Origin of the sequence: Citrobacter sp. Marseille-Q6884, assembly GCF_945906775.1 — a bacterium.
GTDB lineage: Bacteria > Pseudomonadota > Gammaproteobacteria > Enterobacterales > Enterobacteriaceae > Citrobacter.
The window spans coordinates 2,584,860-2,609,877 of sequence record NZ_CAMDRE010000001.1 but is presented as its reverse complement, the minus strand read 5'-3'; the positions used below and the strand labels follow the sequence as shown (position 1 = coordinate 2,609,877).

The window sequence follows — 25,018 nt, the reverse complement described above, 5'->3', positions numbered from 1 at the left end:
AAAGCCGGATGGCACTGACGCTATCCGGCCTACAGTACGGTCAACCCCCGTAGGCCGGGTCAGGCATTACGCAGCCATCCGGCCAAATAACTTAAAGGTGAGAAGTAAATGTCTAAACCATTTGTCTGGCAGGAACTCTTTGTTCAGAGTAAAGATAATACAGAATATGAATTACTCAGTAACCAGCACGTTACGGTGACAGAGTTAGACGGAGAGGAAGTGATCAAGGTTGCGCCCGAGGCATTAACCTTGTTGGCGCAACAGGCCTTTTATGAGGCTTCATTCTTTCTGCGTGCCGGACATTTGAAACAGGTCGCCAGCATCCTGCATGACCCGCAGGCCAGCAGTAACGATAAATACGTCGCGCTTCAACTGCTGCGCAATGCTGAAGTCTCCGCCAAAGGCATACTGCCAAACTGCCAGGATACCGGCACCGCAACCATTGTTGCGAGCAAAGGTCAGCAGGTCTGGACCGGTGGTGACGATGCCGAAGCATTAAGCAAAGGCGTATATGCCACCTTCACCGAAAACAACCTGCGTTACTCGCAAAACGCCCCGCTGGATATGTATACCGAGGTCAATACTCAGACTAACCTGCCAGCACAAATCGATATCAGCGCCACACCGGGTAACGAATACCGGTTCCTGTTCGTCAACAAAGGCGGCGGCTCTGCAAACAAAGCGGCGCTGTATCAGGAAACAAAATCCATTCTGCAGCCAGAGAAACTCACTGCGTTCCTGATTGAAAAAATGAAATCGCTGGGAACCGCAGCCTGCCCACCGTATCACATTGCTTTTGTCGTCGGTGGTCTGTCTGCCGATCAGGCACTGAAAGTCGCCAAACTGGCCTCAACGAAATACTACGATAACCTGCCCACCAGCGGGAACGAACTGGGGCAGGCTTTCCGCGATACGGCACTCGAAGCCACGCTGCTCAATGCCAGCCGCGAGTTTGGTATTGGCGCGCAATTCGGCGGAAAATACTTTGCTCACGATATTCGGGTGATTCGTCTGCCGCGTCACGGTGGCTCCTGCCCTATCGCCATGGCACTCTCCTGCTCTGCCGATCGCAACATTAAAGCCAAAATTAACAAACACGGTATCTGGCTGGAGAAACTTGAGCATAATCCGGGCAAATATATTCCCGATTCTCAACGCGTAGAAAATGGCGCCCAAACCGTGCAGCTCAATTTGGATCGCCCACTGCGCGAGATTCTGCACGACCTTACCGCGTTGCCTATTGGAACCCGACTGTCACTCAGCGGTCCGATTGTCGTCGCCCGTGACATCGCTCATGCCAAAATCAAGGAACGTCTGGATAACGGTGAGCCGATGCCAGAGTACATGAAAAATCATATCGTCTATTATGCCGGCCCGGCAAAAACACCGAACAATCAGGCCTGTGGTTCAATGGGTCCCACCACCGGCGGGCGCATGGATGGCTACGTAGATGCCTTCCAGGCGGCGGGTGGCAGTCTGATTATGTTGTCGAAAGGCAATCGCAGTAAGCAAGTCACCGATGCCTGCCACACTCATGGCGGATTTAACCTTGGCAGCATCGGGGGGGCGGCAGCCCTACTGGCACAGCAGTATGTGAAAAGCCTGCGCTGCCTTGAGTACCCGGAACTGGGAATGGAAGCAGTCTGGATGATGGAAGTCGAAAACATGCCAGCCTTCGTGTTAGTGGATGACAAAGGCAATAACTTCTTCAGCCAGTTTGAGCAGCAGCATCGCTGTACAACCTGCCCGGCAGGGAAATAAGGAGCAACACAATGGAAGCGCGAGCCAACAATGACAGACATCGCCAACGGCAGCAGAAGCTGAAAGAGCAGGTCGATACCCGCGTGGCGGCGGCAACGGAGAAAAAAGGGATTCTGATCGTCTTTACCGGCAACGGTAAAGGGAAATCCACCGCAGCCTTTGGTACGGCAACGCGCGCGGTTGGTCACGGAAAAACCGTTGGCATCGCGCAGTTTATTAAAGGTCAGTGGGACAATGGCGAGTACAACACGCTGCAACCGCTCGGCGTTGAATTTCACATTATGGGTACCGGCTTTACCTGGGAAACACAGAACCGTGAAGCCGACATTGCAGCGGCAGCCGCCGTCTGGCAAGAAAGTAAGCGTATGCTAGCCGATGCGCATTACGACCTGGTGGTACTCGACGAGCTCACTTATATGTTGGCCTATCACTATCTGGACACGCAGGAGGTTCTCACCGCTATCGAAAATCGCCCTGCAGAACAGAGCGTCATCGTCACGGGGCGCGGGTGCCACACACAATTACTCGAACTTGCGGATACGGTGAGTGAGATGCGCCCGGTCAAACATGCCTTTGATAGCGGTATTCAGGCGCAAGTCGGAATCGACTGGTAACACGACTTTCTTTTGCCGGATAGCCAACTGCTTATCCGGCCTCTTGTTTGCTTTGCCTCTATGCCGGATAGCGGTGTAACCGCCTCATCCGGCTTCCTAAAACAAAGCCACCATCACGTCGCCGATACGGCGGATTTATTCAGTAACCAGTTGCGGAATATCTGTAAATGCAGGGATTCCGATTTTTCCTCACGCCATGTCATGATGAAGCGATTCCCGGTACGCATCGGCACATCGCAAGGAATGACCATATCACCACTGTCCAAATCGTGCTGAATAGCAAAACGGGGCAACAGCGCGACACCTAAATTGGAACGTACCGCCGCAATGAGCATCGACAATAAATCAAATCGAGGTCCTTTGTTCACCAGCGGACTGCTGATGTCGGACAGCGAAAACCATTCCTGCCAGCCTTTTATCCGTGTGCTTTGATGCAAAAGCGGAAATTCATTCAGCAAATCATCGACGGCCACCTTCTGATTAGGTTCAGAAAGCAAACATCTGCTGCAGACCGGTAAAATTTCCTCTTCAAACAGGTACTCAACCCCAGACCACGGCGAACAGAAATCTTCCCGCATGATCGCGGCATCGTACTCGCGGTTAAGGAAATCACCGATATTCGCTAAAGAATGGATATTCACGATAATATCAGGATTGAGCTTATTGAACTCGCGCAGGTTCGGGATCAACCAATGGGTACTAAACGTAGGATTAACAGCCAGCTCAATGACCTGCACCGTCGGCTGCCAGGTCATGATCGTGGTCGTATCACGTTCCAGTTTATTCAGCGTTTCCTTTACGATACTTAAATAATGTTTTCCTGCGGCATTTAAGAAAATGCGTTTTTTAGCATGATTAAAAAGTGATGTATTTAGAAAATCTTCTAATGCATTCACCTGGCGAAAAACCGCACTTTGTGTTAAAGCCAGCTCTTCTGCTGCCCGGGTATAACTTTCGTGACGCGCAACCACTTCAAAAGTTACCAGCAACTCCGTCTTCGGTATTTTTCCTCTCATAACCTCTTCCATTTGCAGCGTACAAAAATAGTTTAACTTATAAAAAATAATTTAATGCACCCAGATATGCATCGAGAGTTATATTTTATTTTGTCCTGTGATGTCATTGATCCAGTCCATGATTTACTCATACAAATAGCGTATAAATATTAGCCAATAATACTCAAGCACAGCAATAAACACAATTTAAATAAGGTTAAACTCAGGCAAATAGAGCCAATAAGTTCTTAATAATTTTTCAAGTCATCTTGTTTATTGAGGAAAAAACTTTGCGAGACTAATCAATATTATTCAGTCGATAATTTAGGACAATTCAGCGTTATAACTTACAGGCAAACGACTGCTTTTAAACACTCCTCCATGTAGTTTCTGCCTTTTTATGTTTGACGTGATAAAGGACGCAATGTGAAAACTTTCGGAAAGGTCTGGCTCGTTGGCGCAGGTCCCGGCGATATTTCGTTACTCACCCTCAAAGCGATGATGTGCATTAAACAGGCTAACGTCATTATTTACGATCGGCTGGTCAATCCTAAAATCCTGGAATGGGCATCTCCAGACTGTCTGCTGATCAATGTTGGTAAAAATCCGGGCTTTCATTGTGTTCCACAGGATGAAATCAACGCATTGCTCATCCAGTATGCGGAAACACATAAGAACATCGTTCGCCTCAAAGGCGGCGATCCTTACGTGTTTGGCCGTGGCGCGGAAGAAGTCGAAGGGCTGGTTGACGTCGGCATTCCCTTTGAAGTGGTTCCCGGTATCAGCTCCACCATTGGTGGCCTCGCTTGTGCGGGTATTCCTGTCACCCATCGTGATTTTGCATCCGGGTTTCATGTGGTCACAGGCCATACGCGGGAAGGAAATCAGCAGCAGGACTGGCGTCAACTGGCTAAACTCAACGGTACGCTGGTTATCGTCATGGGCATCGCCAACCTGGCGTTTATCTGCGAAGAACTCTTGATGGGCGGTAAATCTGCCGACACCCCCGTGGCCGTTATCATGTCCGCCACACGAGAAAATCAGCGCCGCCTGACCTGCACACTGGGTTCATTATTGAGCAAAGCGCAGGAAGCGAACATTATGCCCCCCGCGCTGATCGTTATTGGCGATGTCGTCACGCTGAGCGATCGCCTGTCTTTTATTCCTGAAGCCGTAACGCTGCCGGAGCATCTTTACTGCGAAAGCCTGGCGTGACGAAAAGACTGGGGTGATGTTTGATGCGCTGCCCGGAATACGCGACAAAAATAACTGGTTTGCGCGTATTGAAGTTTCCGGGCAATGCTGTCTATTGAATGAACAGGATCGTGCAGTAACTCCCCTGCCTTTTGCATTTTTTTCTGATTTACCCAGGTTTTGAAATTCACACCCTGCCGTTTTTTGAAAAAACGACTGAAATAATTAGCACTTAAACAAACATGCGCCGCCACGGACTCCAGAGACAATTCGCCATATAAATTATCATCAATATAGCGCAACGCTGCCAATAATTTTTTCTCGTGGCGAGAAAACTCGGAACTGTAATTTCTGACATAACTCACTTGTGGTTCAGAGACACTCTCCATATCTTCTTCCTGCTCAAAATTATCCACAATAAAACTTAATAAATTTGCCGATGCCACCAGCGTATTATTATCGACAACAGTAACTCGTTCCCATTCTTCTTTTATTTTCGGATCATTCATCCACTGCGGTTTATCTTCAACAATAATAGTTTTATATTCCTGATACTTTACCCGCACCTGACCGCAAATAATAAAACCGTAAAGATTACCCTCGTGAATTAGAGGCATCGAGAAGATGCTTAATCCCGAATGACAGCAGAGTATTCTGGGTTTGACCTGTTTTAGCGCTTCAAAAGCACAATACTTATCACACTTTTGACAAGTTGCACGATATGTTTCGTTCGCACGCATTAATGTACAAAATGAATTAAAGTTATAACAATCGGATATCGCCTTACCTGTTACATCAACAATCATCGCCGCTAATCCCGTCGCACGGGAGAAGATTTCTGCGATGGAGGAAAAACAGTGTAAATAGTCATCCTTAATTTTCACGACTCGATTCCTCCGGCAACGATGATATTTGAGCCGGTAATATGCAGAATTTAGCCTAAAGAAAGAATGATGTTTACCGCAAAAAATAATCTCATTTGTGAAGATGATTATGATTGATTTGCAAGATATTGGATTAAGACAAATAAAAAAGGCCATCATAAGATGGCCAACCATGTCGAAAACGAATCAACCCTGCATCCTTCGCACAACAACTATTTCCTGTCGCGCGAAGGGGTCGGGTTTTGTTACTGCTTTTGAGGATTACTTAATAACCGCTTTCAGTGCTTCGCCGATATCCGCGAGGCTACGCACGGTTTTCACGCCAGCGGCTTCCAGTGCGGCGAATTTCTCATCTGCCGTACCTTTACCCCCTGCGATAATTGCCCCTGCGTGACCCATACGCTTGCCTTTCGGCGCGGTCACACCGGCGATGTAGCCCACAACCGGTTTAGTTACGTGATCTTTGATGTAGGCAGCCGCTTCTTCTTCCGCGCTACCACCGATCTCACCGATCATCACGATTGCTTCAGTCTGTGGATCTTCCTGGAACAGCTTCAGAATATCGATGAAGTTAGAGCCAGGGATCGGGTCACCGCCGATACCTACACAGGTAGACTGACCAAAACCGTAGTCAGTGGTCTGCTTAACCGCTTCATAAGTCAGCGTGCCGGAACGGGAAACGATACCCACTTTACCCGGTTTGTGAATATGGCCCGGCATAATGCCGATTTTGCACTCGCCCGGGGTGATAACACCTGGGCAGTTCGGGCCAATCATGCGTACGCCAGCTTCATCCAGCGCCACTTTCACGGTCAGCATATCCAGCGTCGGGATACCTTCAGTGATGGTAATGATCAGTTTGATGCCTGCGTTAATCGCTTCCAGAATAGAATCTTTGCAGAACGGCGCAGGTACATAGATAACAGACGCTGTCGCGCCCGTGGCTTCTACGGCTTCACGCACGGTGTTAAATACCGGCAGGCCCAGGTGAGTGGTGCCGCCTTTACCCGGTGTTACGCCACCGACCATTTGTGTACCGTAAGCAATCGCCTGCTCGGAGTGGAACGTCCCCTGGCTACCGGTAAAACCCTGACAGATAACCTTGGTATTTTTATTAATTAAAACAGACATTATTTCCCCTCCACTGCGGCAACAACCTGCTGAGCTGCATCCGTCAGACTTTTCGCTGCAATAATATTCAGGCCGCTGTCAGCCAGTTTTTTCGCGCCGAGCTCGGCATTGTTACCTTCCAGACGCACAACCACTGGAACGTTTACGCCCACTTCCGCTACCGCGCCGATGATACCGTCAGCGATCAGGTCACAACGAACGATACCGCCGAAGATGTTAACCAGAACGGCTTTAACGTTGTCATCAGAGAGGATGATTTTGAATGCTTCCGTGACACGCTCTTTGGTTGCGCCGCCGCCAACATCCAGGAAGTTAGCCGGTTCGCCACCGTGCAGCTTAACGATGTCCATGGTGCCCATTGCCAGGCCCGCACCGTTAACCATACAACCGATGTTACCGTCCAGAGCAACATAGTTCAGTTCCCACTGTGCAGCCTGTGCTTCACGCGGGTCTTCCTGAGACTGATCGCGCATTTCACGCAGATCTGGCTGGCGGAACAGTGCGTTACCGTCAGCGCCCAGTTTACCGTCGAGGCAGATCAGATCGCCCTGCTTAGTCACGACCAGCGGGTTGATTTCGATCAGCGCCAGGTCGCGCTCCAGGAAGATATTCGCCAGTCCCATAAAGATCTTGGTGAATTGCTGAACCTGCTTACCTTCCAGGCCCAGTTTAAACGCCAGGTCGCGTCCCTGATACGGCATTGGGCCGGTCAGCGGATCGAGAGCCACTTTGTGGATCAGGTGCGGGGTTTCTTCCGCCACTTTTTCAATTTCCACGCCGCCTTCAGTGGAGGCCATAAAGACCACGCGACGTGAGCTACGGTCAACGACTGCGCCGAGGTAAAGCTCTTTACCAATGTCGGTCGCCGCTTCAACCAGAATCTGATTTACCGGTTGGCCATTAGCATCTGTTTGGTAGGTCACCAGACGTTTACCCAGCCAGTGTTCAGCAAAAGCGCGAATGTCTTCTTTGCTGTTAACCACTTTCACACCGCCCGCTTTACCACGGCCACCAGCGTGAACCTGACATTTCACTACCCACGGGCCTGCGCCGATTTTTGATGCAGCTTCTTCAGCTTCACGCGGAGTAGTACAGGCATAACCCACCGGTGCCGGTAAGCCATAGCGGGCAAAAAGTTGTTTTGCCTGATATTCATGTAAGTTCATGTGTTCTGTCCATCCTTCAGGTAATCGTTATCTTTTAACCCGTAGGCCTGATGAGAGATTCAGACCTACGGGGCAGGTGATACTCTTTTTGGTTACACGTCCAGCAGCAGACGTGTTGGATCTTCCAGCAACTCTTTAATGGTCACCAGGAAGCCTACTGACTCACGACCATCAATCAGACGGTGGTCATAAGACAGCGCCAGATACATCATCGGCAGGATTTCAACCTTACCGTCTACAGCCATCGGGCGATCTTTAATGGCATGCATACCCAGGATGGCGCTCTGCGGTGGGTTGATGATTGGTGTGGACATCAGGGAGCCAAACACACCACCGTTAGTGATGGTGAAGTTACCGCCCGTCAGATCTTCAACCGTCAACTTACCGTCGCGACCTTTTACTGCCAGCTCTTTGATATTTTTCTCGATGTCAGCCATACCCAGCAGATCGACATCACGCAGAACCGGGGTCACCAGGCCGCGCGGCGTAGAGACCGCCATGCTGACATCAAAGTAGTTGTGATAGACCACGTCATCGCCATCGATAGAGGCGTTCACTTCCGGATAGCGTTTCAGCGCTTCAACCACGGCTTTAACGTAGAAAGACATAAAGCCCAGACGGATACCGTGACGTTTTTCAAACGCGTCACCGTACTGCTTGCGCAGATCCATAATCGGCTTCATGTTGACTTCGTTGAAGGTCGTCAGCATTGCGGTAGAGTTTTTCGCTTCCAACAGACGCTCAGCTACGCGTTTGCGCAGACGGGTCATCGGTACACGTTTTTCACCACGTGCGCCCAGCGCAGGCTGTGCTGCAGGAGCCGCGGCCGGTGCTTTGGCTTCTTCTTTTGCCGCCGGTGCTTTGGCCAGATGTTTTTCAACATCTTCACGGGTAATGCGACCGCCAACACCCGTGCCGTTGATGGCGCTGGCTTCGAGATTGTGCTCACCCAGCAGGCGACGGATCGCCGGGCTCAGGGCATCGTTATTCTGCTCAGAGAGCGACGCCTGCTGGCGCTGCGCCGGAGTAGAATCTTTCTCTTCAGACTTGGCACTGGTCTCTTTCCCGGTGCTGTTGCCTTCACGCAGGCGACCGAGGATCTGACGAGAAGTCACTGTGGTGCCTTCATCTTCCAGAACCGCATCAAGAATACCGTCCGCTGATGCCGGTACTTCCAGTACCACTTTGTCAGTTTCGATTTCTACCAGTACTTCATCACGACGTACTGCATCGCCCGGTTTTTTGTGCCAGGTTGCAACCGTTGCATCCGCTACGGATTCAGGCAGGTCGGGAACAAGAATATCTACGCTACTCATTATTTATCCTTTATTTAATCGACGTTCAGCGCGTCATTGACCAGATCTTGTTGCTGTTTCTGGTGAACGGACATATATCCTACTGCCGGAGAGGCAGAGGCCGGGCGACCTGCATAACGCAGAGCAGACCCAAATGGAATCACTTCACGGAAATGATGCTGACTGCAGTACCATGCGCCCTGGTTTAGCGGCTCTTCCTGGCACCAGACAAAATCATGTACATGAGCAAAAGGTTTCAGCGCTTCCTGCACCGCTTTATGCGGGAACGGATAGAGCTGTTCGATGCGCACAATGGCGACATCTTTTTGATCATTCTTGCGGCGCTGTTCCAGCAGGTCGTAATAAACCTTACCAGAACACATCACTACGCGCTTCACGCCTTTCGGATCAAGTTCATCAATTTCGCCAATGGCTGGCAGGAACGCGCCGTTAGCCAGTTCGTCAAGCGTGGACACTGCCAGCGGATGACGCAGCAATGACTTCGGCGACATCACCACTAACGGACGACGCATACCGCGCAGCGCCTGACGACGCAGCATGTGGTAAACCTGCGCCGGAGTAGACGGTACGCAGACCTGCATGTTTTGCTCAGCGCAAAGCTGCAAATAACGTTCCAGACGCGCGGAGGAGTGCTCCGGTCCCTGCCCTTCGTAGCCGTGCGGCAGCAGCATAACCAGGCCACACATACGGCCCCATTTCTGCTCACCGGAGGAGATGAACTGGTCGATAACCACCTGCGCGCCGTTGGCGAAGTCACCAAACTGTGCTTCCCAGATAGTCAGCGTGCGCGGCTCTGCGGTGGCGTAACCGTATTCGAATGCCAGTACCGCTTCTTCAGACAGCACGGAGTCCCAGACACGGAAAGTGCCCTGACCGTTATGAACGTGCTGCAGCGGCGTGTAAGTAGAACCATTTGACTGGTTGTGAATCACCGCGTGACGGTGGAAGAACGTACCGCGGCCCGCATCTTCACCTGACAGACGCACCGGAATACCTTCATCAACCAGCGTCGCGTAAGCCAGCGTTTCCGCGCCGCCCCAGTCGAACAGCTTCTCGCCTGCCGCCATCGCCTGACGGTCACCGTAAATTTTGGCGACGCGAGACTGCATCTCTACCGCTTCCGGCACAGTGCTGATACGTTTGGCCAGTTCCTGCAGACGCTTCATCTCAACCTTGTTCGGGTAGTTTTCATCCCACTCATGGTTGAGGTACGGCGACCAGGTAAAGGAGTGCATGTTCATCGGACGCCACTCTTTCACCACACATTCGCCAGCATCCAGCGCATCGCGATAGAGATTGACCATTTCGGTTGCATCTTCCAGCGTCGCGACTTTGTCCTGCTCCAGCTTGTCAGCGTAGATTTTGCGCGGCGTCGGATGTTTTTTGATTTTCTGATACATCAACGGCTGCGTTGCACTCGGCTCATCGGCTTCGTTATGGCCGTGACGACGGTAGCAGAACAGATCGATGAAGACATCACGCTTGAAGGTGTTACGGAAATCCAGCGCCAGACGAGTGACGAAAGCGACCGCTTCAGGATCATCAGCGTTAACGTGGAAAATCGGCGCCTGAACCATCTTACCGATGTCGGTGCAATACGGCGTAGAACGCGCATCCAGCGGGTTAGAGGTCGTGAAGCCCACCTGGTTGTTGATGACGATGCGAACGGTACCGCCCACTTCGTAACCACGTGCTTTCGACATGTTCAGGGTTTCCTGAACCACGCCCTGGCCAGTCACTGCAGCATCGCCGTGAATCGTGATCGGCAAGACTTTATTGCTGCTCGGCTCGTCGAGTCTGTCCAGACGCGCGCGAACGGAACCGATAACGACCGGGCTGACGATTTCCAGGTGCGACGGGTTAAACGCCAGCGCCAGGTGAACCAGACCGCCTTCGGTTTCGATATCCGATGAGAAGCCCATGTGGTACTTCACGTCACCGGTACCGAGGTGCTCTTTATGTTTGCCCGCAAATTCGTCGAACAGTTCCTGCGGGCGTTTGCCCAGCACGTTAACCAGTACGTTCAAACGACCACGGTGCGCCATGCCCAGAACCACTTCGCGCGTACCGCTGTTACCTGCATGGCGAATCATCTCTTTGAGCATCGGAATTAACGCATCGCCGCCTTCCAGCGAGAAACGTTTAGCGCCCGGGAATTTTGCTCCCAGGTAACGTTCCAGACCTTCAGCTGCGGTCAGTTCACTGAGGAAGCGTTTCTTCTCTTCGCTGCTGAACGCGGCATGGCCGGATTCAAGGCGCTGCTGAAGCCAGCGTTTCTCTTCGGTGCTGGTAATGTGCATATACTCGGCGCCAATCGAGCCGCAGTAAGTTTGTTTCAGCGCCTCAACCAGGTCGCTCAGCTTCATCGTATCTTTGCCACCGGCAAATGAACCCACGTTGAAGCTTTCCTGGAAATCCGCATCGGTCAGATCGTGGAAAGAAGGATCCAGATCGGCCACGTTCTCTTGCTGCCACAGTCCCAGCGGATCAAGATTCGCATGTTGATGACCGCGGAAACGATAGGCGTTAATGAGCTGCAGGACTTTAACCTGCTTCGCATTAGCATCAGGGTCGGAAATAGTGGAGGAGTAACGAGGGGTAACCAACGCCTGCCGACGGAAATAATCACGCGTTTTTGAGTGGAGTTGATCCGGTTTGACTCCGGTGCCAGGTAACTGCTGGAACGTCGAACGCCAGTTAGCATCTACCGAGTCAGGGTCGGTTAAGAAGTCTTCATAGAGCTGTTCTATCCAGCTCTGGTTTGAACCAGAGAGGTAAGAAGAGTCCAACCAGGCTTTCAAAGCGCTGTTCTGCATCGTGATCCCTTAAGCATCTTTTGTGCTTACTTAATACTCGAAATCGATCACGTTTCAGGAAAGCATCGAGCTTGCGGATCCCCGGGAGCTTACATCCAGTAAGTGACCGGGATGAGCAAGCGCAACCAACGCACATGCAACGTAAACGATGACGAGTATATTCGCCGTGGATACTACCACGCACACCACTGTGCGTGCCGGGGTTCACTTGCGAGCTCTTTTGTCATATGGCTCGCGAAGGAACCTTTAAAAACTGTCAAAAATACGGGGCAGTTTTTAGAGGTTTCCTACACTGCCGGGGAAAACGTCTTCCCCGGCAACAACGACAACTTACGCACTACGTTTCAACAGCATCGACTTAATATGGCCGATGGCGCGCGTCGGGTTCAGTCCTTTAGGACATACGCTGACGCAGTTCATGATGCTATGGCAGCGGAATACGCTGAAAGCGTCACTTAACCCTTCCAGGCGGCTGTCGGTTTCGGTATCGCGGCTGTCAATCAGGAAGCGATACGCGGCCAACAAACCTGCCGGGCCAATAAACTTGTCCGGGTTCCACCAGAATGATGGGCACGATGTTGAGCAGCATGCACATAAAATACATTCATACAGCCCATCGAGCTTCTCACGCTGCTCAGGCATTTGTAAATGCTCACGAGCCGGTGGATTTTTCCCATTATTCAACAAGTAAGGCTTAATCTTCTCATACTGTGCATAGAATTGCCCCATGTCTACCACCAAATCACGCACGACCGGTAAACCAGGCAGAGGGCGGATAACAATTTTCTTGCCCGGCTGATTCAGTGCAGAAATCGGTGTGATACAGGCCAGTCCATTTTTACCGTTCATGTTCAGGCCATCGGAACCGCAGACCCCTTCACGGCAGGAGCGACGAAATGACAGCGACGGATCTTTTTCTTTCAGCTGCATCAGCGCATCCAGCAGCATCATGTCACGCCCTTCTTCCGCTTCCAGCGTGTAATCCTGCATGCGCGGAGCATCGTCAACATCCGGGTTATAGCGATAAATCGAAAACTCGAGTTTCATTGTCCTGTCTCCGCATTAATAAGTACGAATCTTCGGCGGGAATGCCGGGCGCAGTTTCGGTTCCATATTGACCTGACGTCGCGTCATGGATTCCGATTCTGGCAGGTACAGGGAATGGCACAGCCAGTTTTCATCATCACGTTCCGGGAAGTCGAAGCGGCTATGTGCACCACGGCTTTCGGTACGGAAGTTAGCGGACACCGCCGTGGCGTACGCAGTTTCCATCAGGTTATCCAACTCAAGACACTCAACGCGCTGGGTGTTGAACTCACTGGAAGTATCATCCAGACGGGCGTTTTTCAGACGCTCGCGGATGGCTTTCAACTCTTCAAGACCTTTCGCCATCGCGTCGCCTTCACGGAATACCGAGAAGTTATGTTGCATACATTCTTGCAGCGCTTTACGGATAGCCACTGGATCTTCACCATCACGGTTACCGTTCCAACGGTTCAGACGCGCCAGAGAGGCATCGATCTCTTCTTCAGTCGCATCCCGCAGATCGCCCTGCTCAGCGATAGATTCCTGCAGATGCAGACCCACCGCACGACCGAACACCACCAGGTCAAGCAGCGAGTTACCGCCCAGACGGTTGGCACCGTGTACGGATACGCAGGCGATTTCGCCCACTGCAAACAGGCCAGGAATGACGACATCTTCGCCCTGCTCGTTCACGGTCAGCGCCTGACCGGTGACTTTGGTCGGGATGCCACCCATCATATAGTGACAGGTTGGGATAACCGGGATTGGCTCTTTCACCGGGTCAACGTGCGCAAAGGTACGGGAGAGCTCAAGAATACCCGGCAGACGGGATTCGAGAACTTCTTTACCCAGATGATCAAGTTTCAGCTTGGCGTGCGGGCCCCACGGACCATCACAACCACGACCTTCACGGATTTCGATCATGATGGAACGCGCCACCACGTCACGACCCGCAAGGTCTTTCGCATTCGGGGCATAACGCTCCATGAAGCGTTCGCCGTGTTTATTCAGCAGGTAACCGCCTTCACCACGGCAACCTTCGGTAACCAGTACGCCCGCGCCGGCAATACCGGTCGGGTGGAACTGCCACATTTCCATATCCTGTACCGGAACACCGGCACGAATAGCCATGCCCACGCCGTCACCGGTATTAATGTGGGCGTTAGTTGTAGACTGATAAATACGGCCAGCACCGCCGGTTGCCAGCACGGTCGCACGGGCTTTGAAGTAAACCACTTCACCGGTTTCGATACACAGCGCGGTACATCCGACAACCGCGCCGTCGGCGTTTTTCACCAGATCCAACGCATACCATTCAGAAAAGATGGTGGTGTGGTTTTTCAGGTTCTGCTGATACAGGGTGTGCAGCAGCGCATGGCCAGTACGGTCAGCCGCCGCCGCAGTACGCGCCGCCTGCTCGCCGCCGAAGTTTTTCGACTGGCCGCCAAACGGACGCTGATAAATGGTGCCATTCTCCAGACGAGAGAACGGCAGCCCCATATGGTCCAGCTCCAGAATCGCTTCCGGGCCGGTCTTACACATATATTCAATAGCGTCCTGATCGCCAATGTAGTCCGACCCTTTTACGGTGTCGTACATGTGCCATTCCCAGTTATCGTCATGGGTATTACCGAGCGCAACGGTGATGCCACCCTGCGCAGACACGGTATGGGAACGGGTTGGGAAGACTTTAGAAAGCAGCGCACAGGTCTGGCCGCTCTGGGAAATTTGCAGCGCCGCGCGCATACCTGCGCCACCGGCACCAATCACAACAGCATCAAATTCTCTGACTGGCAGTTTCATTACACACCCCACACCACAACAAATCCATAAATGACGTAAACCACCAGCGCAACGACGATAGCCAGTTGCAGAATCAGGCGCACAGCCAGCGGTTTAACGTAGTCGGTCAACACCTGCCACATGCCAATCCAGGCATGAATCAAGATGGAGAAAAGTGCCAGCAGGGTGAAGACTTTGGTGAATGCCGATGAGAAAAAACCGGTCCAGATTTCCCAGGTCAGATCGCCGCTGGTGGCGAAAAAGCCGACCATGTAGATGATGTATAACGTCAGAACGATAGCGGTAGCACGGACCAGAATGAAGTCATGTACGCCATTGCGTCCTAATGCGGAGGCGTTGCTTACCATACGAGGACTCCTGCGAGAAGTGAAAGCACGACAATGATAACAAAAGAAATTTTGGCGGAACGCGTCCCTGCTTCGAGGGTTTCTTCAATGTAGCCAAAATCCATCAACAGATGGCGGATGCCCATTACAGCGTGATATGCCAGCGCGATCAGAATCCCCCACAGAATTAACTCTACAAAGAAGTTATTCATAATGGATGATGCCGCGAGGAAACCTTCAGGGGAGGAAAGGCTGGTACCCAATAACCACAACAGTATCCCGACCGCCACGAAGGTGATCACTCCAGATACGCGATGGAGAATGGACGCTATCGCCGTGATTGGGAACCGGATCGTTTGCAGATCCAGATTGACAGGTCTTTGTTTTTTCACATTTCTTATCATGAATAACGCCCACATGCTGTTCTTATTATTCCCTTTGGACTTCGGGTTCAGGAGATGAAGACACCTGTAACCAGAAAAACGACGGGATTTCCTTCCTCCGGTCTGCGTGCGGGTCAGACAGCGTCCTTACCATAACTACGCGTCATATAAAACACTGCTTCCAGTTCCTAAAACGACACGTTACAACGCTGGTTGGCTCGGGATTGCAGGGTATTCCGGAGACCTGGCGGCAGTATAGGACGTTCACAAAATCATTACAATTAACCTACATATAGTTTGTCGGGTTTTATCCCGAACAGTGACACAGGTCACGATAACAACATTATTTTAATTTTTAATCATCTGATTTGACAATCATTAAACAAAGTTGTTACAAACGACACCAGAAAAAGCATATAATGCGTAAAAGTTATGGGGTCACTCTTTCACCCTTGAATTAGTTATGTAACAGTGTGGGAGTATTGACCAATACCTTCAGGACAGTTATTAGTGTAGACAGGTTAAATAATTCGGATTGCTAAGTTGTTGATTTGTTGCAAATTCACCATGAGTTGACTGATTTACCTGCAAGCGCCCATTGCTCTGTACCCTGGTTTTCTCCTCTCTCGCAGAGCGGCGAGCCGAATAACAAACTGGTAACGGTTAATTGATGTATCGAAGACAAGTCTGACATCTGCAGTCTTAAGCAATAAGGCGCTAAGGAGACCGTAAATGGCTGATACTAAAGCAAAACTCACTCTAAACGGTGATGCTGCTATTGAACTGGATGTGCTAAAAGGTACACTCGGTCAAGACGTTATTGATATTCGTAGCCTTGGTTCAAAAGGCATGTTTACTTTTGACCCAGGTTTCACCTCTACCGCATCCTGCGAATCCAAAATTACGTTCATCGACGGTGACGAAGGTATTTTGCTGCATCGCGGCTTCCCGATTGACCAGTTGGCAACTGAATCCAACTATCTGGAAGTGTGTTATATCCTGCTGTATGGCGAAAAACCGACGCAGGAAGAGTACGACGAGTTCAAAACCACGGTCACTCGCCATACCATGATCCATGAGCAGATCACCCGTCTGTTCCACGGTTTCCGCCGCGATTCCCACCCGATGGCCGTCATGTGCGGTGTAACCGGTGCGCTGGCTGCGTTCTATCACGATTCTCTCGATGTGAATAATGCGCGTCACCGTGAAATCGCCGCGTTCCGCCTGCTGTCTAAAATGCCAACCATGGCAGCGATGTGCTACAAATACTCCATCGGTCAGCCGTTTGTTTATCCGCGCAACGACCTCTCGTATGCCGGTAACTTCCTGAACATGATGTTCTCTACCCCGTGCGAAAAATATGAAGTGAATCCAATCCTGGAACGCGCAATGGACCGTATCCTGATCCTGCACGCAGACCACGAACAGAATGCTTCAACCTCAACCGTACGTACCGCCGGCTCTTCTGGCGCTAACCCGTTTGCCTGTATCGCAGCAGGTATTGCCTCCCTGTGGGGACCGGCACACGGCGGCGCAAACGAAGCTGCGCTGAAAATGCTGGAAGAAATCAGCTCCGTTAAACACATTCCGGAATTTGTTCGCCGCGCGAAAGACAAGAATGACTCCTTCCGCCTGATGGGCTTTGGTCACCGTGTTTACAAAAACTACGACCCGCGTGCAACCGTCATGCGTGAAACTTGCCACGAAGTACTGAAAGAGCTGGGCACCAAAGATGACCTGCTGGAAGTGGCCATGGAGCTTGAGCACATCGCGCTGAACGATCCGTACTTCATCGAGAAGAAACTCTACCCGAACGTAGACTTCTACTCTGGCATCATCCTGAAAGCGATGGGCATTCCGTCCTCCATGTTCACCGTGATCTTCGCCATGGCACGTACCGTTGGCTGGATTGCTCACTGGAACGAAATGCACACTGACGGCATGAAGATCGCCCGCCCTCGTCAGCTGTATACCGGCTACGACAAGCGCGATTTCAAGTCCGACATTAAGCGTTAATCCCTGTTACCGGATGGCGATGCTGTGGCGTCGCCATCCGGCATATTCCCTTTTTCTTGACATGCATTGTGTTAATCCGCCCATCCTTTCTCTATGATTTACTGAGATTTCTCTAATTTTATTCAGGAGCATGGGATGCCTGTTTTGCAGTGGGGTGCACTGTTTATACTGTCACTTCTTCTTTCCCTGCTGTTTCTGTTTATCCATCTTCCGGGGCCATTACTGCTCGGGTCGATGATTGTCGGTATTATTTTCAGTATGCGCGGTATTTCGCTGCATCCCCCTCGCTGCACGTTTCTCGGTGCGCAGGCCATTCTCGGCTGCATGATTGCGCAAAATCTTACGGGCTCCATTTTTACGACGCTGGCAGCACATTGGCCGGTGGTAATTGCCATTCTGCTGGCGACCCTACTTTCCAGCGCGGCGATAGGCTGGCTGCTGGTACGTTATAGCCAGTTACCGGGCAACACCGGGGCATGGGGTTCATCGCCAGGCGGTGCAGCGGCAATGGTCGCCATGGCGCAGGATTATGGGGCTGATATCCGCCTCGTGGCGTTTATGCAGTATCTGCGAGTGTTACTGGTGGTGGGCGCAGCCGCGCTGGTCACCCGACTGGTGATGGGCGACCAGGCACAAACGGTCAGCGAGCAAATCATCTGGTTTCCGCCACTCAGCGTCAATCTGTTCAGCACCCTGATGCTGGCTGCCGTTGCCGGAATTGCCGGGCGCTTGCTACGCATCCCTTCTGGCGTCATGTTATTGCCAATGCTGATAGGTGCATTGCTGAACGCAGGCGGCGTGATGATGATTGAACTGCCGGAATGGCTACTGGCGATCGCGTATATGGCCATCGGCTGGCAAATCGGCCTGGGTTTTGACAAACAGATCTTTTTTATGGCGCTGCGTCCCCTGCCACAGATCCTGTTGTCTATTTTTTCACTGATGGCGATCTGCGCGACCATGGCCTGGGGACTGGCGCACTATATGCAGATCGATTTTCTTACCGCTTACCTGGCAACCAGCCCGGGCGGGGTGGACAGTGTCGCGGTGATTGCCGCAGGAAGCCATGCGGATATGGCGCTGATCATGGCCATGCAGACGCTACGGCTGTTCAGTATTTTATTGACGGGACCGGCAGTGGCGCGGTTTATTTCGCTGCATGCCCCCAGACAGACGGCTTAATGCTGACAGCCCGGACACCAGTAAAACGGTCGTGAAGAGAGTGTCGTTTTTTCGATAATCCCGCCACATCGAGTGCAGACCTCTCCGTCCCGATGAAAGACATTAAAGCGAAACAACGCACCGTGATGTTTGTTGTCATCGACCTGCCCACGGGTGTTATAAGACAAGCGCGGAATAGCGATCAACGCATGCGCCAGCGCATCGAGCTTTTCAGCGCCGAGCTGCGAGGCTTTATGTTGCCCGGTCAGTCCCACCTGCCAAAGGATCTCCACGCGCAGATAGTTTCCCAGCCCCGCAAGAAACGCCTGATCCAGTAACAGACCGGAAAACTGACGATTACGAAAACGCGGTAAAAGCAGACGCGTTTTGACATCATCGGGGGTTAAACGCAGATCCAGTACATCCGGTCCCACCCGCTGCAAAAAAGGATGGGTGGCGAGCTGTTCCGGCGTCAGGATTTCTATATCCGATGCGCTGTAAAGCAGAATGGTTTTGTCGTGCGTTTGCAGTCTGACGCGCAATACCCGCGAAGTCTGCGGGATTGTCCCCGTGTCTATCACCCGCCATACGCCGTAAAGCTGATTGTGACTGTACAGCGTCAGGCCATTTGAAAAGTGGGTCAGCAAGGCTTTGCCGCGCGTTTCAAGCAGCGTGATCCTCTGCCCAATCAGTTGAGATTGATACGGTTTTAACTGCTCAAAGGCAAACCAGACGTCCGTCAGGAGTTTGCCTTTGACTGCCGCCTCCAGGTTATCCGCCGCGCGGCGGATCTCCGGGCCTTCAGGCATAATACTGTCCTTTGTTAGTGAGTAGCGCCGCCCGTGACGGCGATATCGCGATCCACCTGCAAAGCAGTGATTATCGCGACCTCCAGTGCTCGTCGCACAGTTTCTGCGGCCATACTGGGCGCCCCAGGATGTGCCGCCCCTTGTTCCGGCAGATAGGGAATATGAATAAACCCGCCCTTCACGGCCGACGTATCACGCAGTTTATGCAGCAGGCCATACATCACGTGGTTACAGACGAAGGTGCCTGCAGTCTGAGAAACCGAAGCAGGAATACCGGCGCGGCGCATGGCGGCAACCATAGCTTTGATCGGCAATGTGCTGAACCACGCCGCCGGACCATCATCCACGATCGGTTCATCAACAGGTTGCTGCCCCTGGTTATCCGCAATGCGGGCATCGTCAACGTTGATCGCCACACGTTCAACGGTAATATCCGTCCGCCCCCCAGCCTGACCAACCGCCAGCACCAGCGAGGGTGATAGCGCGTCAATAGCGGCATTGAGCACATCAATAGATTCGCCAAATACGCACGGAAGCTGGCGCGCCACTACGCGACATCCGTCAATAATAACATTGTCGAGACCCGAGACCACTTCCCATGAAGGGTTAACGGATTCGCCGCCAAACGGTTCAAATCCGGTGATCAATACCGTTTTCATCCTTCCTCCTTACAAAAACATCAGGAAATACATCAGGAATACGTTGACCAACAAGAGCAACACTCCGGTGGGTACCTGCGCTTTAATCACCGCATTTTTATCCGGCAGTTCCAGCAGAGCCGCTGGCACGATATTAAAGTTCGCGGCCATTGGCGTCATCAGCGTACCGCAATACCCAGAGAACATACCGATAGCTGCCATTACCGCCGGGTTGCCCCCATGCTGCAGCACCAGAATCGGAATACCAATTCCCGCCGTCACAATCGGGAACGCCGCGAACGCATTTCCCATCACCATGGTCAGTAATGCCATGCCAATGGTATACACCGCGACCGCGATAAAACGGCTATCGACTGCGAGGTATTCCTGGGTTAAATATGAAATACCGCTGCCGACACCCGCAGCCGTAAACAGCAGACCCAGAGTCGCCAGAATTTGTGGCAGGATGAAGGCCCAGCCGATAGAATCCAGCAAGCGGCGCGCCTCCTGAATCGGCTGATGGACACGCTCATGAGTCATTTTGATCGCCATCGCCAGGCCAATCAGCGACCCCGCAGTCATCGAAAAAAGCGTCACCAGCGTGGCGTGATTACCCGGCCCAAACAGCGCATTCTGTAACCCCGGAATGTGATTAAACATCAGCACACCGATCACCGTCACCACCGGAATTGCCAGCGCCGGGAAAAACAGGCGGTTCCCCAGACGACTGGCACTTTCTTCACGCTGTTGCTGCGTGCGCTGATGGTAGCTTCCCAGCTTTACGCCGCCAAAACCGGCGATCAGCGCCAGTATGACTACCGCCACACCGAAAGCGATATGCACCGTGCGCTTGTCGCCAAAAAGCGAATACGTCCAGTCACCAAGCAAAAACAGCACACCGTACAAGCCCCAGAACAGCCCTGTCGTCACGCGTCGCGGGTTCGCTTTGTCCTGCCAGGACATCACGGCCACAATCAGTAAAATCACCCCTGCCAGCCAATAGAGATAGCTTTGCTGAAAATTCATTTCGCTTCTCCTTTCGCGACGGCATTCGCTTTCGCCACCTCACGTTGCAGATAGCTATCGAGACGCCACAATCTTGTGCCGTGAATCAGGAACGCACACAGTGCCGTGGGGATCCCCCACAGCGCGATATGCAGTGGCTCCGTCTGGATCCCACCGGATTCCAGCATAAAGTTGTGCATGAAAATGATCGCCCCGAAGGCAACAAAAATATCTTCACCGAAAAACAGCCCGACGTTATCGGTCGCCGCCGACATCGCGCGCAGGCGATAGCGCACCGCGCCAGGTAATTCGCCATGATTTTTCTCTGCCGCCCCTTCCGCCATTGGCGCCAGCAGCGGGCGCACCATTTGCGGATGACCGCCCAGGCTGGTCAGTCCCAACGCAGCGGTCGCTTCACGGATAAACAGATAGACAATTAACAGACGGCCGCTGGTGGCACTGCGGATCTTCGCGATCCACGCCTGAGCACGCTCTTTCAGACCGTGGCGCTCCAGCAGACCAATCACCGCCAGCGGAATCAGCAGGATAAACGGCAGGTTACGGGTATTGAGAAAACCTTCCCCCAGTTTTTCGAGGATGGTGGCGATCGGCATATGTGCCGCCAGCCCCGTGACGATCCCGGCGATAATAACGACTAATACCGGGTTAAAACGTAAAAGAAATCCGACCACAATGACAGCGATCCCCGTCAATGGCCAGAGAGAAATGACCTCTCCCATAATATATTCCCGTCTATGTTGTTGTGTAATATGTTATTGTTTTGTATGTAAAAAATTATGCGCTAATTTGAATCTTCTCTGCTTCGAACGCGGTACGTAAGCGGCGGGCAAAAGCGAGTGCGTGCTCACCATCACCATGAATACATACCGTCTGGGCAATGACGCTCGCCCATTCTCCTGTCTGGCTTTTTACTCTCCCGGATTGCACCATTTCTAAGGTTTGTGTCAGCGCCAGGTTTTCATCTTCAATCAGCGCGCCCGGCTGGCTACGCGGCACCAGACTGCCATCCGCCAGATAACCTCGATCGGCAAAAACCTCCTGACGCGTCACCAGCCCATAATGCTTCCCGGCACGGATCAGTTCGCTTCCGGCAAGCCCGACCAGGATGAGCGACGGATCGCAGGCCTGCACCGCTCTGGCGATAGCATCCGCCAGTTGCGGGTCTTTCGCCGCCTGGTTGTAAAGCATGCCGTGAGGTTTGACGTGACGCATAACGCCGCCTTCCGCCCGTGTGATCGCGGCCAGCGCACCGATTTGATACAGCGTTTGTGCGTAAACCGTTTCTGCCGGTAACGTCATGGCGCTACGCCCAAAGTTTTCCCGATCCGGGAAGCTGGGATGCGCCCCCACCGCGACGCCATTTTTAAGCGCTTCACGCACGCTTGATAGCATGGTTTGCGCGTCCCCGGCATGAAATCCGCAGGCAATGTTGGCCGATGACACCAGTTGCAGCAGCGCAGCATCATTCGCGCAGCCCTCGCCAAGATCGGCATTTAAATCAATTTTCATCGTTAAGTCGCCATGTTAACTGTTCCAGATAACGCTGCTGATCGTGACGCGCCTTGAGCGCTTCTTCCAGCGAGCACTGAACAAAATGAATCGGCTGACCCAGGGGAATTTGCGCCAGATGGTACATATCCGCCTCAATGATGCAGGCGATACGTGGATAGCCGCCCGTCGTCTGAGCATCATTCATCAGAACAATAGGCTGGCCGTTGTGCGGTACCTGAACCACGCCAGGAAGTAACCCGTGCGATAACAGCTCACGATCGGTGGTACGTGTCAGAGGTTGTCCCTGCAAACGGTACCCCATACGGTTACTCTGTGGGCTAAGCTGCCACGGCGAGCGCCAGAACGACGCCTGCGAGGCCTCATCAAATTCGTGATACTCAGGTCCTGGCAACGCACGGATGCGGTTGCCCCACATCAACTGCTTAACCCCCTGCGGTCCGCTGAACTGTCGCGTTGAAACGCCAACCGCCAGCCGGTCGCCATCCTTTAACAGACGCCCTTCCAGCCCGCCAATCCCCACTTTCAGATCGGTACTGTACGACCCCATCACATCGGGAACATCAATCCCGCCCGCCACCGCCAGATAGCTACGCATTCCGTGAAGCGGACGTTTTAACGTCAGGCGCTGTCCGGCTTTGAACGGCAGTCGCCAACCGCTCCACACAGGTGTACGGTCTAAATGCGCTTCGCATCCCGCGCCCGTCAGGGCAAACCAGCCATCCGTTTCGAACTCGACCACCAGTTGACCGAGCGTTATCTCCAGCGCAGCGGCATTTGCATCATTACCGACCAACAGATTGGCGACGTTCAGCGCAGGTTTATCCAGCGCGCCGCAGTGGCTTATTCCTGACTGGCGGAAACCGTGGCGGCCGCCGTCCTGTATGGAGGTGTACATGCCAGCACGAATGATAGTTAACATACCCCCTCCTTCTGTGGAACAAAGCGCACGGTATCTCCAGGCCGTAACAGGATGGGTTCATCCCGCTGCGGATCGAACAACTTAACGGCGGTATGACCTATCAACTGCCATCCACCTGGGGTGGATAACGGGTAGATACCGGTTTGCGAACCGCCAATACCGACGGAACCTGCCGGAACAATCAGGCGCGGTTCAGCACGTCTTGGCGTATGCAGAGGTTCCGGTAAGCTCCCGAGATACGGGAATCCTGGCTGGAACCCGATAAACCAGACCACATAGTCCACCGACGCATGCAGTTCAACAACCTGCTTCTCGCTTAATCCACTGTGCTGCGCAACATGGCCCAGATCCGGTCCATGCGCTTTGCCATAAGTAACGGGAATATCAATAAAGCGTGAGTCCGGCTCCAGCGCTTCGCTCTCCTCCCACCAGCGCTGCAAGCGTTCAATCGCATCCAGCGCCAGCGTTTGCGGGTTGCGAAGCATCACCGTGATGTTGTTCATCCCCGGAATAACTTCAAGCACATTCGGGGCATCAACCAGACGCTGAGTCAAACCCCAGATACGTTTCTGGGACGCCAGCGTAATGGGCGGTTCCAGTTCGAGAACTACCGCAGTCTCACCTAACAGATAACAACGCGCTCTCTGCACTTTCATCCCTCTTTCATTACGCTGGATTGGGAATATCAATGAAAGACACATCTAATTCCGTGTTTTCATTCAGCCATTCACTTAAGGCACGGATACCACCGCGTTCGGTGGCATGGTGTCCGGCTGCATAGAAATGCAGTCCCTGCTCACGGGCTGAGTGAATGGTTTGCTCAGAGACTTCACCGGTAATAAACGCATCAACGCCAAAGCGCGCTGCGCTGTCGATAAAGCTTTGACCGCCTCCGGTACACCATGCGACACGCTGAACGTTTTCCGGTCCGGTATCACCGCACCATAACGGCTTACGACCCAAACGCGCTTCAATCCATGATGCCAGCTCCAGCCCCGGAACCGGCATGGAGAGTTCCCCCCACGGTACCAGAGGCTCAATTTCGCCCATCACGGTAATGCCCAGCAACGCAGCCAGTTGTGCGTTATTCCCGAGTTCCGGGTGAGCATCCAGCGGCAGGTGCCAGCCATACAGGTTAATATCATTTTCTAACAGCGTTTTCAGACGATGGCGCTTCATGCCACGAATAATCGGGGATTCGCCCTTCCAGAAGTAACCATGATGAACGATGACCGCATCTGCCCCCAGACGCACTGCCTCATCTAATAATGCCTGGCTTGCGGTCACGCCAGTCACGATTTTATGCACCGTTTCTTTGCCCTCAACCTGCAAACCATTCGGCGCATAGTCACTGATGGCTGCGCTGTTCAGTTTGTCGTTGATCAGTTGTTCCAGTTCGGTGTTTTTCATCATCGTCCTCATTGTCATCAATTCTGCATGCCCAATCAGCAACACAGCTTAAGCTAAAATAGCGTCCCTGCCTCCGTTCGTCGATAGCCATTTCACTGACACATCAAGAAAC

Annotated in this window: 23 protein-coding genes; 5 read left to right on the top strand and 18 right to left on the bottom strand. The window is 52.5% G+C overall.

Annotated features, from left to right (window positions below):
- Positions 1–108 precede the first annotated feature (108 nt).
- Positions 109–1,761, top strand: coding sequence for a class I fumarate hydratase (locus tag N7268_RS12270; RefSeq protein WP_260863132.1), 1,653 nt, complete (start codon positions 109–111; stop codon positions 1,759–1,761).
- Positions 1,762–1,772: 11 nt separating this feature from the next.
- A complete protein-coding gene (cobO, locus tag N7268_RS12265; RefSeq protein ID WP_260863131.1) occupies positions 1,773–2,375 on the top strand; it encodes a cob(I)yrinic acid a,c-diamide adenosyltransferase in 603 nt (200 codons plus the stop codon).
- Between the two features lie 113 nt (positions 2,376–2,488).
- Here the strand turns inward: cobO and N7268_RS12260 are convergent, their stop codons facing one another.
- Positions 2,489–3,391, bottom strand: a complete 903-nt coding sequence (locus N7268_RS12260; RefSeq protein ID WP_198904898.1) for a LysR substrate-binding domain-containing protein — start codon at positions 3,389–3,391, stop codon at positions 2,489–2,491.
- Between the two features lie 405 nt (positions 3,392–3,796).
- Here N7268_RS12260 and cobA point away from each other — a divergent pair, with 405 nt between their 5' ends.
- Entirely contained in the window at positions 3,797–4,585 is a 789-nt protein-coding gene (cobA, locus tag N7268_RS12255) for a uroporphyrinogen-III C-methyltransferase (protein ID WP_198904899.1), read from the top strand.
- On the opposite strand, the gene N7268_RS12250 is transcribed toward cobA, so the two are convergent.
- The 9 genes from N7268_RS12250 to sdhC all read right to left on the bottom strand — a co-directional run bounded on the left by N7268_RS12250 (position 4,564) and on the right by sdhC (position 15,451).
- On the bottom strand, positions 4,564–5,448 hold the full coding sequence (locus N7268_RS12250; protein ID WP_260863130.1) for a PocR ligand-binding domain-containing protein: 885 nt from the start codon (positions 5,446–5,448) through the stop codon (positions 4,564–4,566). The two genes, cobA and N7268_RS12250, sit on opposite strands and share 22 nt — an antisense overlap.
- Before the next feature lie 261 nt (positions 5,449–5,709).
- On the bottom strand, positions 5,710–6,579 hold the full coding sequence (gene sucD, locus N7268_RS12245) for a succinate--CoA ligase subunit alpha (RefSeq protein WP_198904900.1): 870 nt from the start codon (positions 6,577–6,579) through the stop codon (positions 5,710–5,712).
- Positions 6,579–7,745 carry an ADP-forming succinate--CoA ligase subunit beta gene (sucC, locus tag N7268_RS12240; protein WP_198904901.1) on the bottom strand — a complete coding sequence of 389 codons (1,167 nt, stop codon included), beginning with the start codon at positions 7,743–7,745 and terminating at the stop codon, positions 6,579–6,581. Before sucC ends, sucD begins: the two co-directional genes overlap by 1 nt.
- A 92-nt stretch (positions 7,746–7,837) precedes the next feature.
- A complete protein-coding gene (gene odhB / locus N7268_RS12235) occupies positions 7,838–9,061 on the bottom strand; it encodes a 2-oxoglutarate dehydrogenase complex dihydrolipoyllysine-residue succinyltransferase (protein WP_260863129.1) in 1,224 nt (407 codons plus the stop codon).
- Between the two features lie 14 nt (positions 9,062–9,075).
- Complete coding sequence (sucA, locus tag N7268_RS12230) at positions 9,076–11,877, bottom strand: 2-oxoglutarate dehydrogenase E1 component (RefSeq protein WP_260863128.1); 2,802 nt, start codon at positions 11,875–11,877, stop codon at positions 9,076–9,078.
- Positions 11,878–12,207: 330 nt separating this feature from the next.
- Positions 12,208–12,924 carry a succinate dehydrogenase iron-sulfur subunit gene (gene sdhB / locus N7268_RS12225; protein ID WP_198904904.1) on the bottom strand — a complete coding sequence of 239 codons (717 nt, stop codon included), beginning with the start codon at positions 12,922–12,924 and terminating at the stop codon, positions 12,208–12,210.
- A gap of 15 nt (positions 12,925–12,939) precedes the next feature.
- Positions 12,940–14,706, bottom strand: coding sequence for a succinate dehydrogenase flavoprotein subunit (gene sdhA, locus N7268_RS12220; RefSeq protein ID WP_260863127.1), 1,767 nt, complete (start codon positions 14,704–14,706; stop codon positions 12,940–12,942).
- A complete protein-coding gene (gene sdhD, locus N7268_RS12215) occupies positions 14,706–15,053 on the bottom strand; it encodes a succinate dehydrogenase membrane anchor subunit (protein ID WP_198904906.1) in 348 nt (115 codons plus the stop codon). Before sdhD ends, sdhA begins: the two co-directional genes overlap by 1 nt.
- On the bottom strand, positions 15,047–15,451 hold the full coding sequence (sdhC, locus tag N7268_RS12210) for a succinate dehydrogenase cytochrome b556 subunit (protein WP_161959010.1): 405 nt from the start codon (positions 15,449–15,451) through the stop codon (positions 15,047–15,049). The genes sdhD and sdhC overlap by 7 nt, the downstream gene beginning before the upstream one ends.
- Before the next feature lie 696 nt (positions 15,452–16,147).
- Here sdhC and N7268_RS12205 point away from each other — a divergent pair.
- Positions 16,148–17,431, top strand: a complete 1,284-nt coding sequence (locus tag N7268_RS12205; RefSeq protein ID WP_008784136.1) for a citrate synthase — start codon at positions 16,148–16,150, stop codon at positions 17,429–17,431.
- Between the two features lie 135 nt (positions 17,432–17,566).
- Positions 17,567–18,613 carry an AbrB family transcriptional regulator gene (locus N7268_RS12200; protein WP_260863126.1) on the top strand — a complete coding sequence of 349 codons (1,047 nt, stop codon included), beginning with the start codon at positions 17,567–17,569 and terminating at the stop codon, positions 18,611–18,613.
- On the opposite strand, the gene nei is transcribed toward N7268_RS12200, so the two are convergent.
- The 8 genes from nei to ybgI are packed head-to-tail and all read right to left on the bottom strand — an operon-like array spanning position 18,610 to position 24,906.
- On the bottom strand, positions 18,610–19,401 hold the full coding sequence (gene nei / locus N7268_RS12195; RefSeq protein WP_260863125.1) for an endonuclease VIII: 792 nt from the start codon (positions 19,399–19,401) through the stop codon (positions 18,610–18,612). The genes N7268_RS12200 and nei overlap by 4 nt on opposite strands.
- Before the next feature lie 14 nt (positions 19,402–19,415).
- Entirely contained in the window at positions 19,416–20,060 is a 645-nt protein-coding gene (gene pcp, locus N7268_RS12190) for a pyroglutamyl-peptidase I (RefSeq protein ID WP_260863124.1), read from the bottom strand.
- A 9-nt stretch (positions 20,061–20,069) separates the two neighbouring features.
- Positions 20,070–21,065: a DUF979 domain-containing protein gene (locus N7268_RS12185; RefSeq protein ID WP_260863123.1), complete on the bottom strand. Its 996-nt coding sequence runs from the start codon at positions 21,063–21,065 to the stop codon at positions 20,070–20,072.
- Entirely contained in the window at positions 21,062–21,784 is a 723-nt protein-coding gene (locus N7268_RS12180; RefSeq protein ID WP_198904911.1) for a DUF969 domain-containing protein, read from the bottom strand. The genes N7268_RS12185 and N7268_RS12180 overlap by 4 nt, the downstream gene beginning before the upstream one ends.
- A gap of 55 nt (positions 21,785–21,839) precedes the next feature.
- Positions 21,840–22,574, bottom strand: a complete 735-nt coding sequence (gene pxpA, locus N7268_RS12175; protein ID WP_260863122.1) for a 5-oxoprolinase subunit PxpA — start codon at positions 22,572–22,574, stop codon at positions 21,840–21,842.
- The gene (pxpC, locus tag N7268_RS12170; RefSeq protein WP_260863121.1) at positions 22,564–23,496 is read right to left on the bottom strand and encodes a 5-oxoprolinase subunit PxpC; all 933 of its coding nucleotides are present in this window, start codon (positions 23,494–23,496) and stop codon (positions 22,564–22,566) included. Before pxpC ends, pxpA begins: the two co-directional genes overlap by 11 nt.
- Positions 23,490–24,146, bottom strand: coding sequence for a 5-oxoprolinase subunit PxpB (gene pxpB / locus N7268_RS12165; protein ID WP_260863551.1), 657 nt, complete (start codon positions 24,144–24,146; stop codon positions 23,490–23,492). Before pxpB ends, pxpC begins: the two co-directional genes overlap by 7 nt.
- Positions 24,147–24,162: 16 nt before the next feature.
- The gene (gene ybgI, locus N7268_RS12160) at positions 24,163–24,906 is read right to left on the bottom strand and encodes a radiation resistance protein YbgI (RefSeq protein WP_260863120.1); all 744 of its coding nucleotides are present in this window, start codon (positions 24,904–24,906) and stop codon (positions 24,163–24,165) included.
- Positions 24,907–25,018 lie beyond the last annotated feature (112 nt).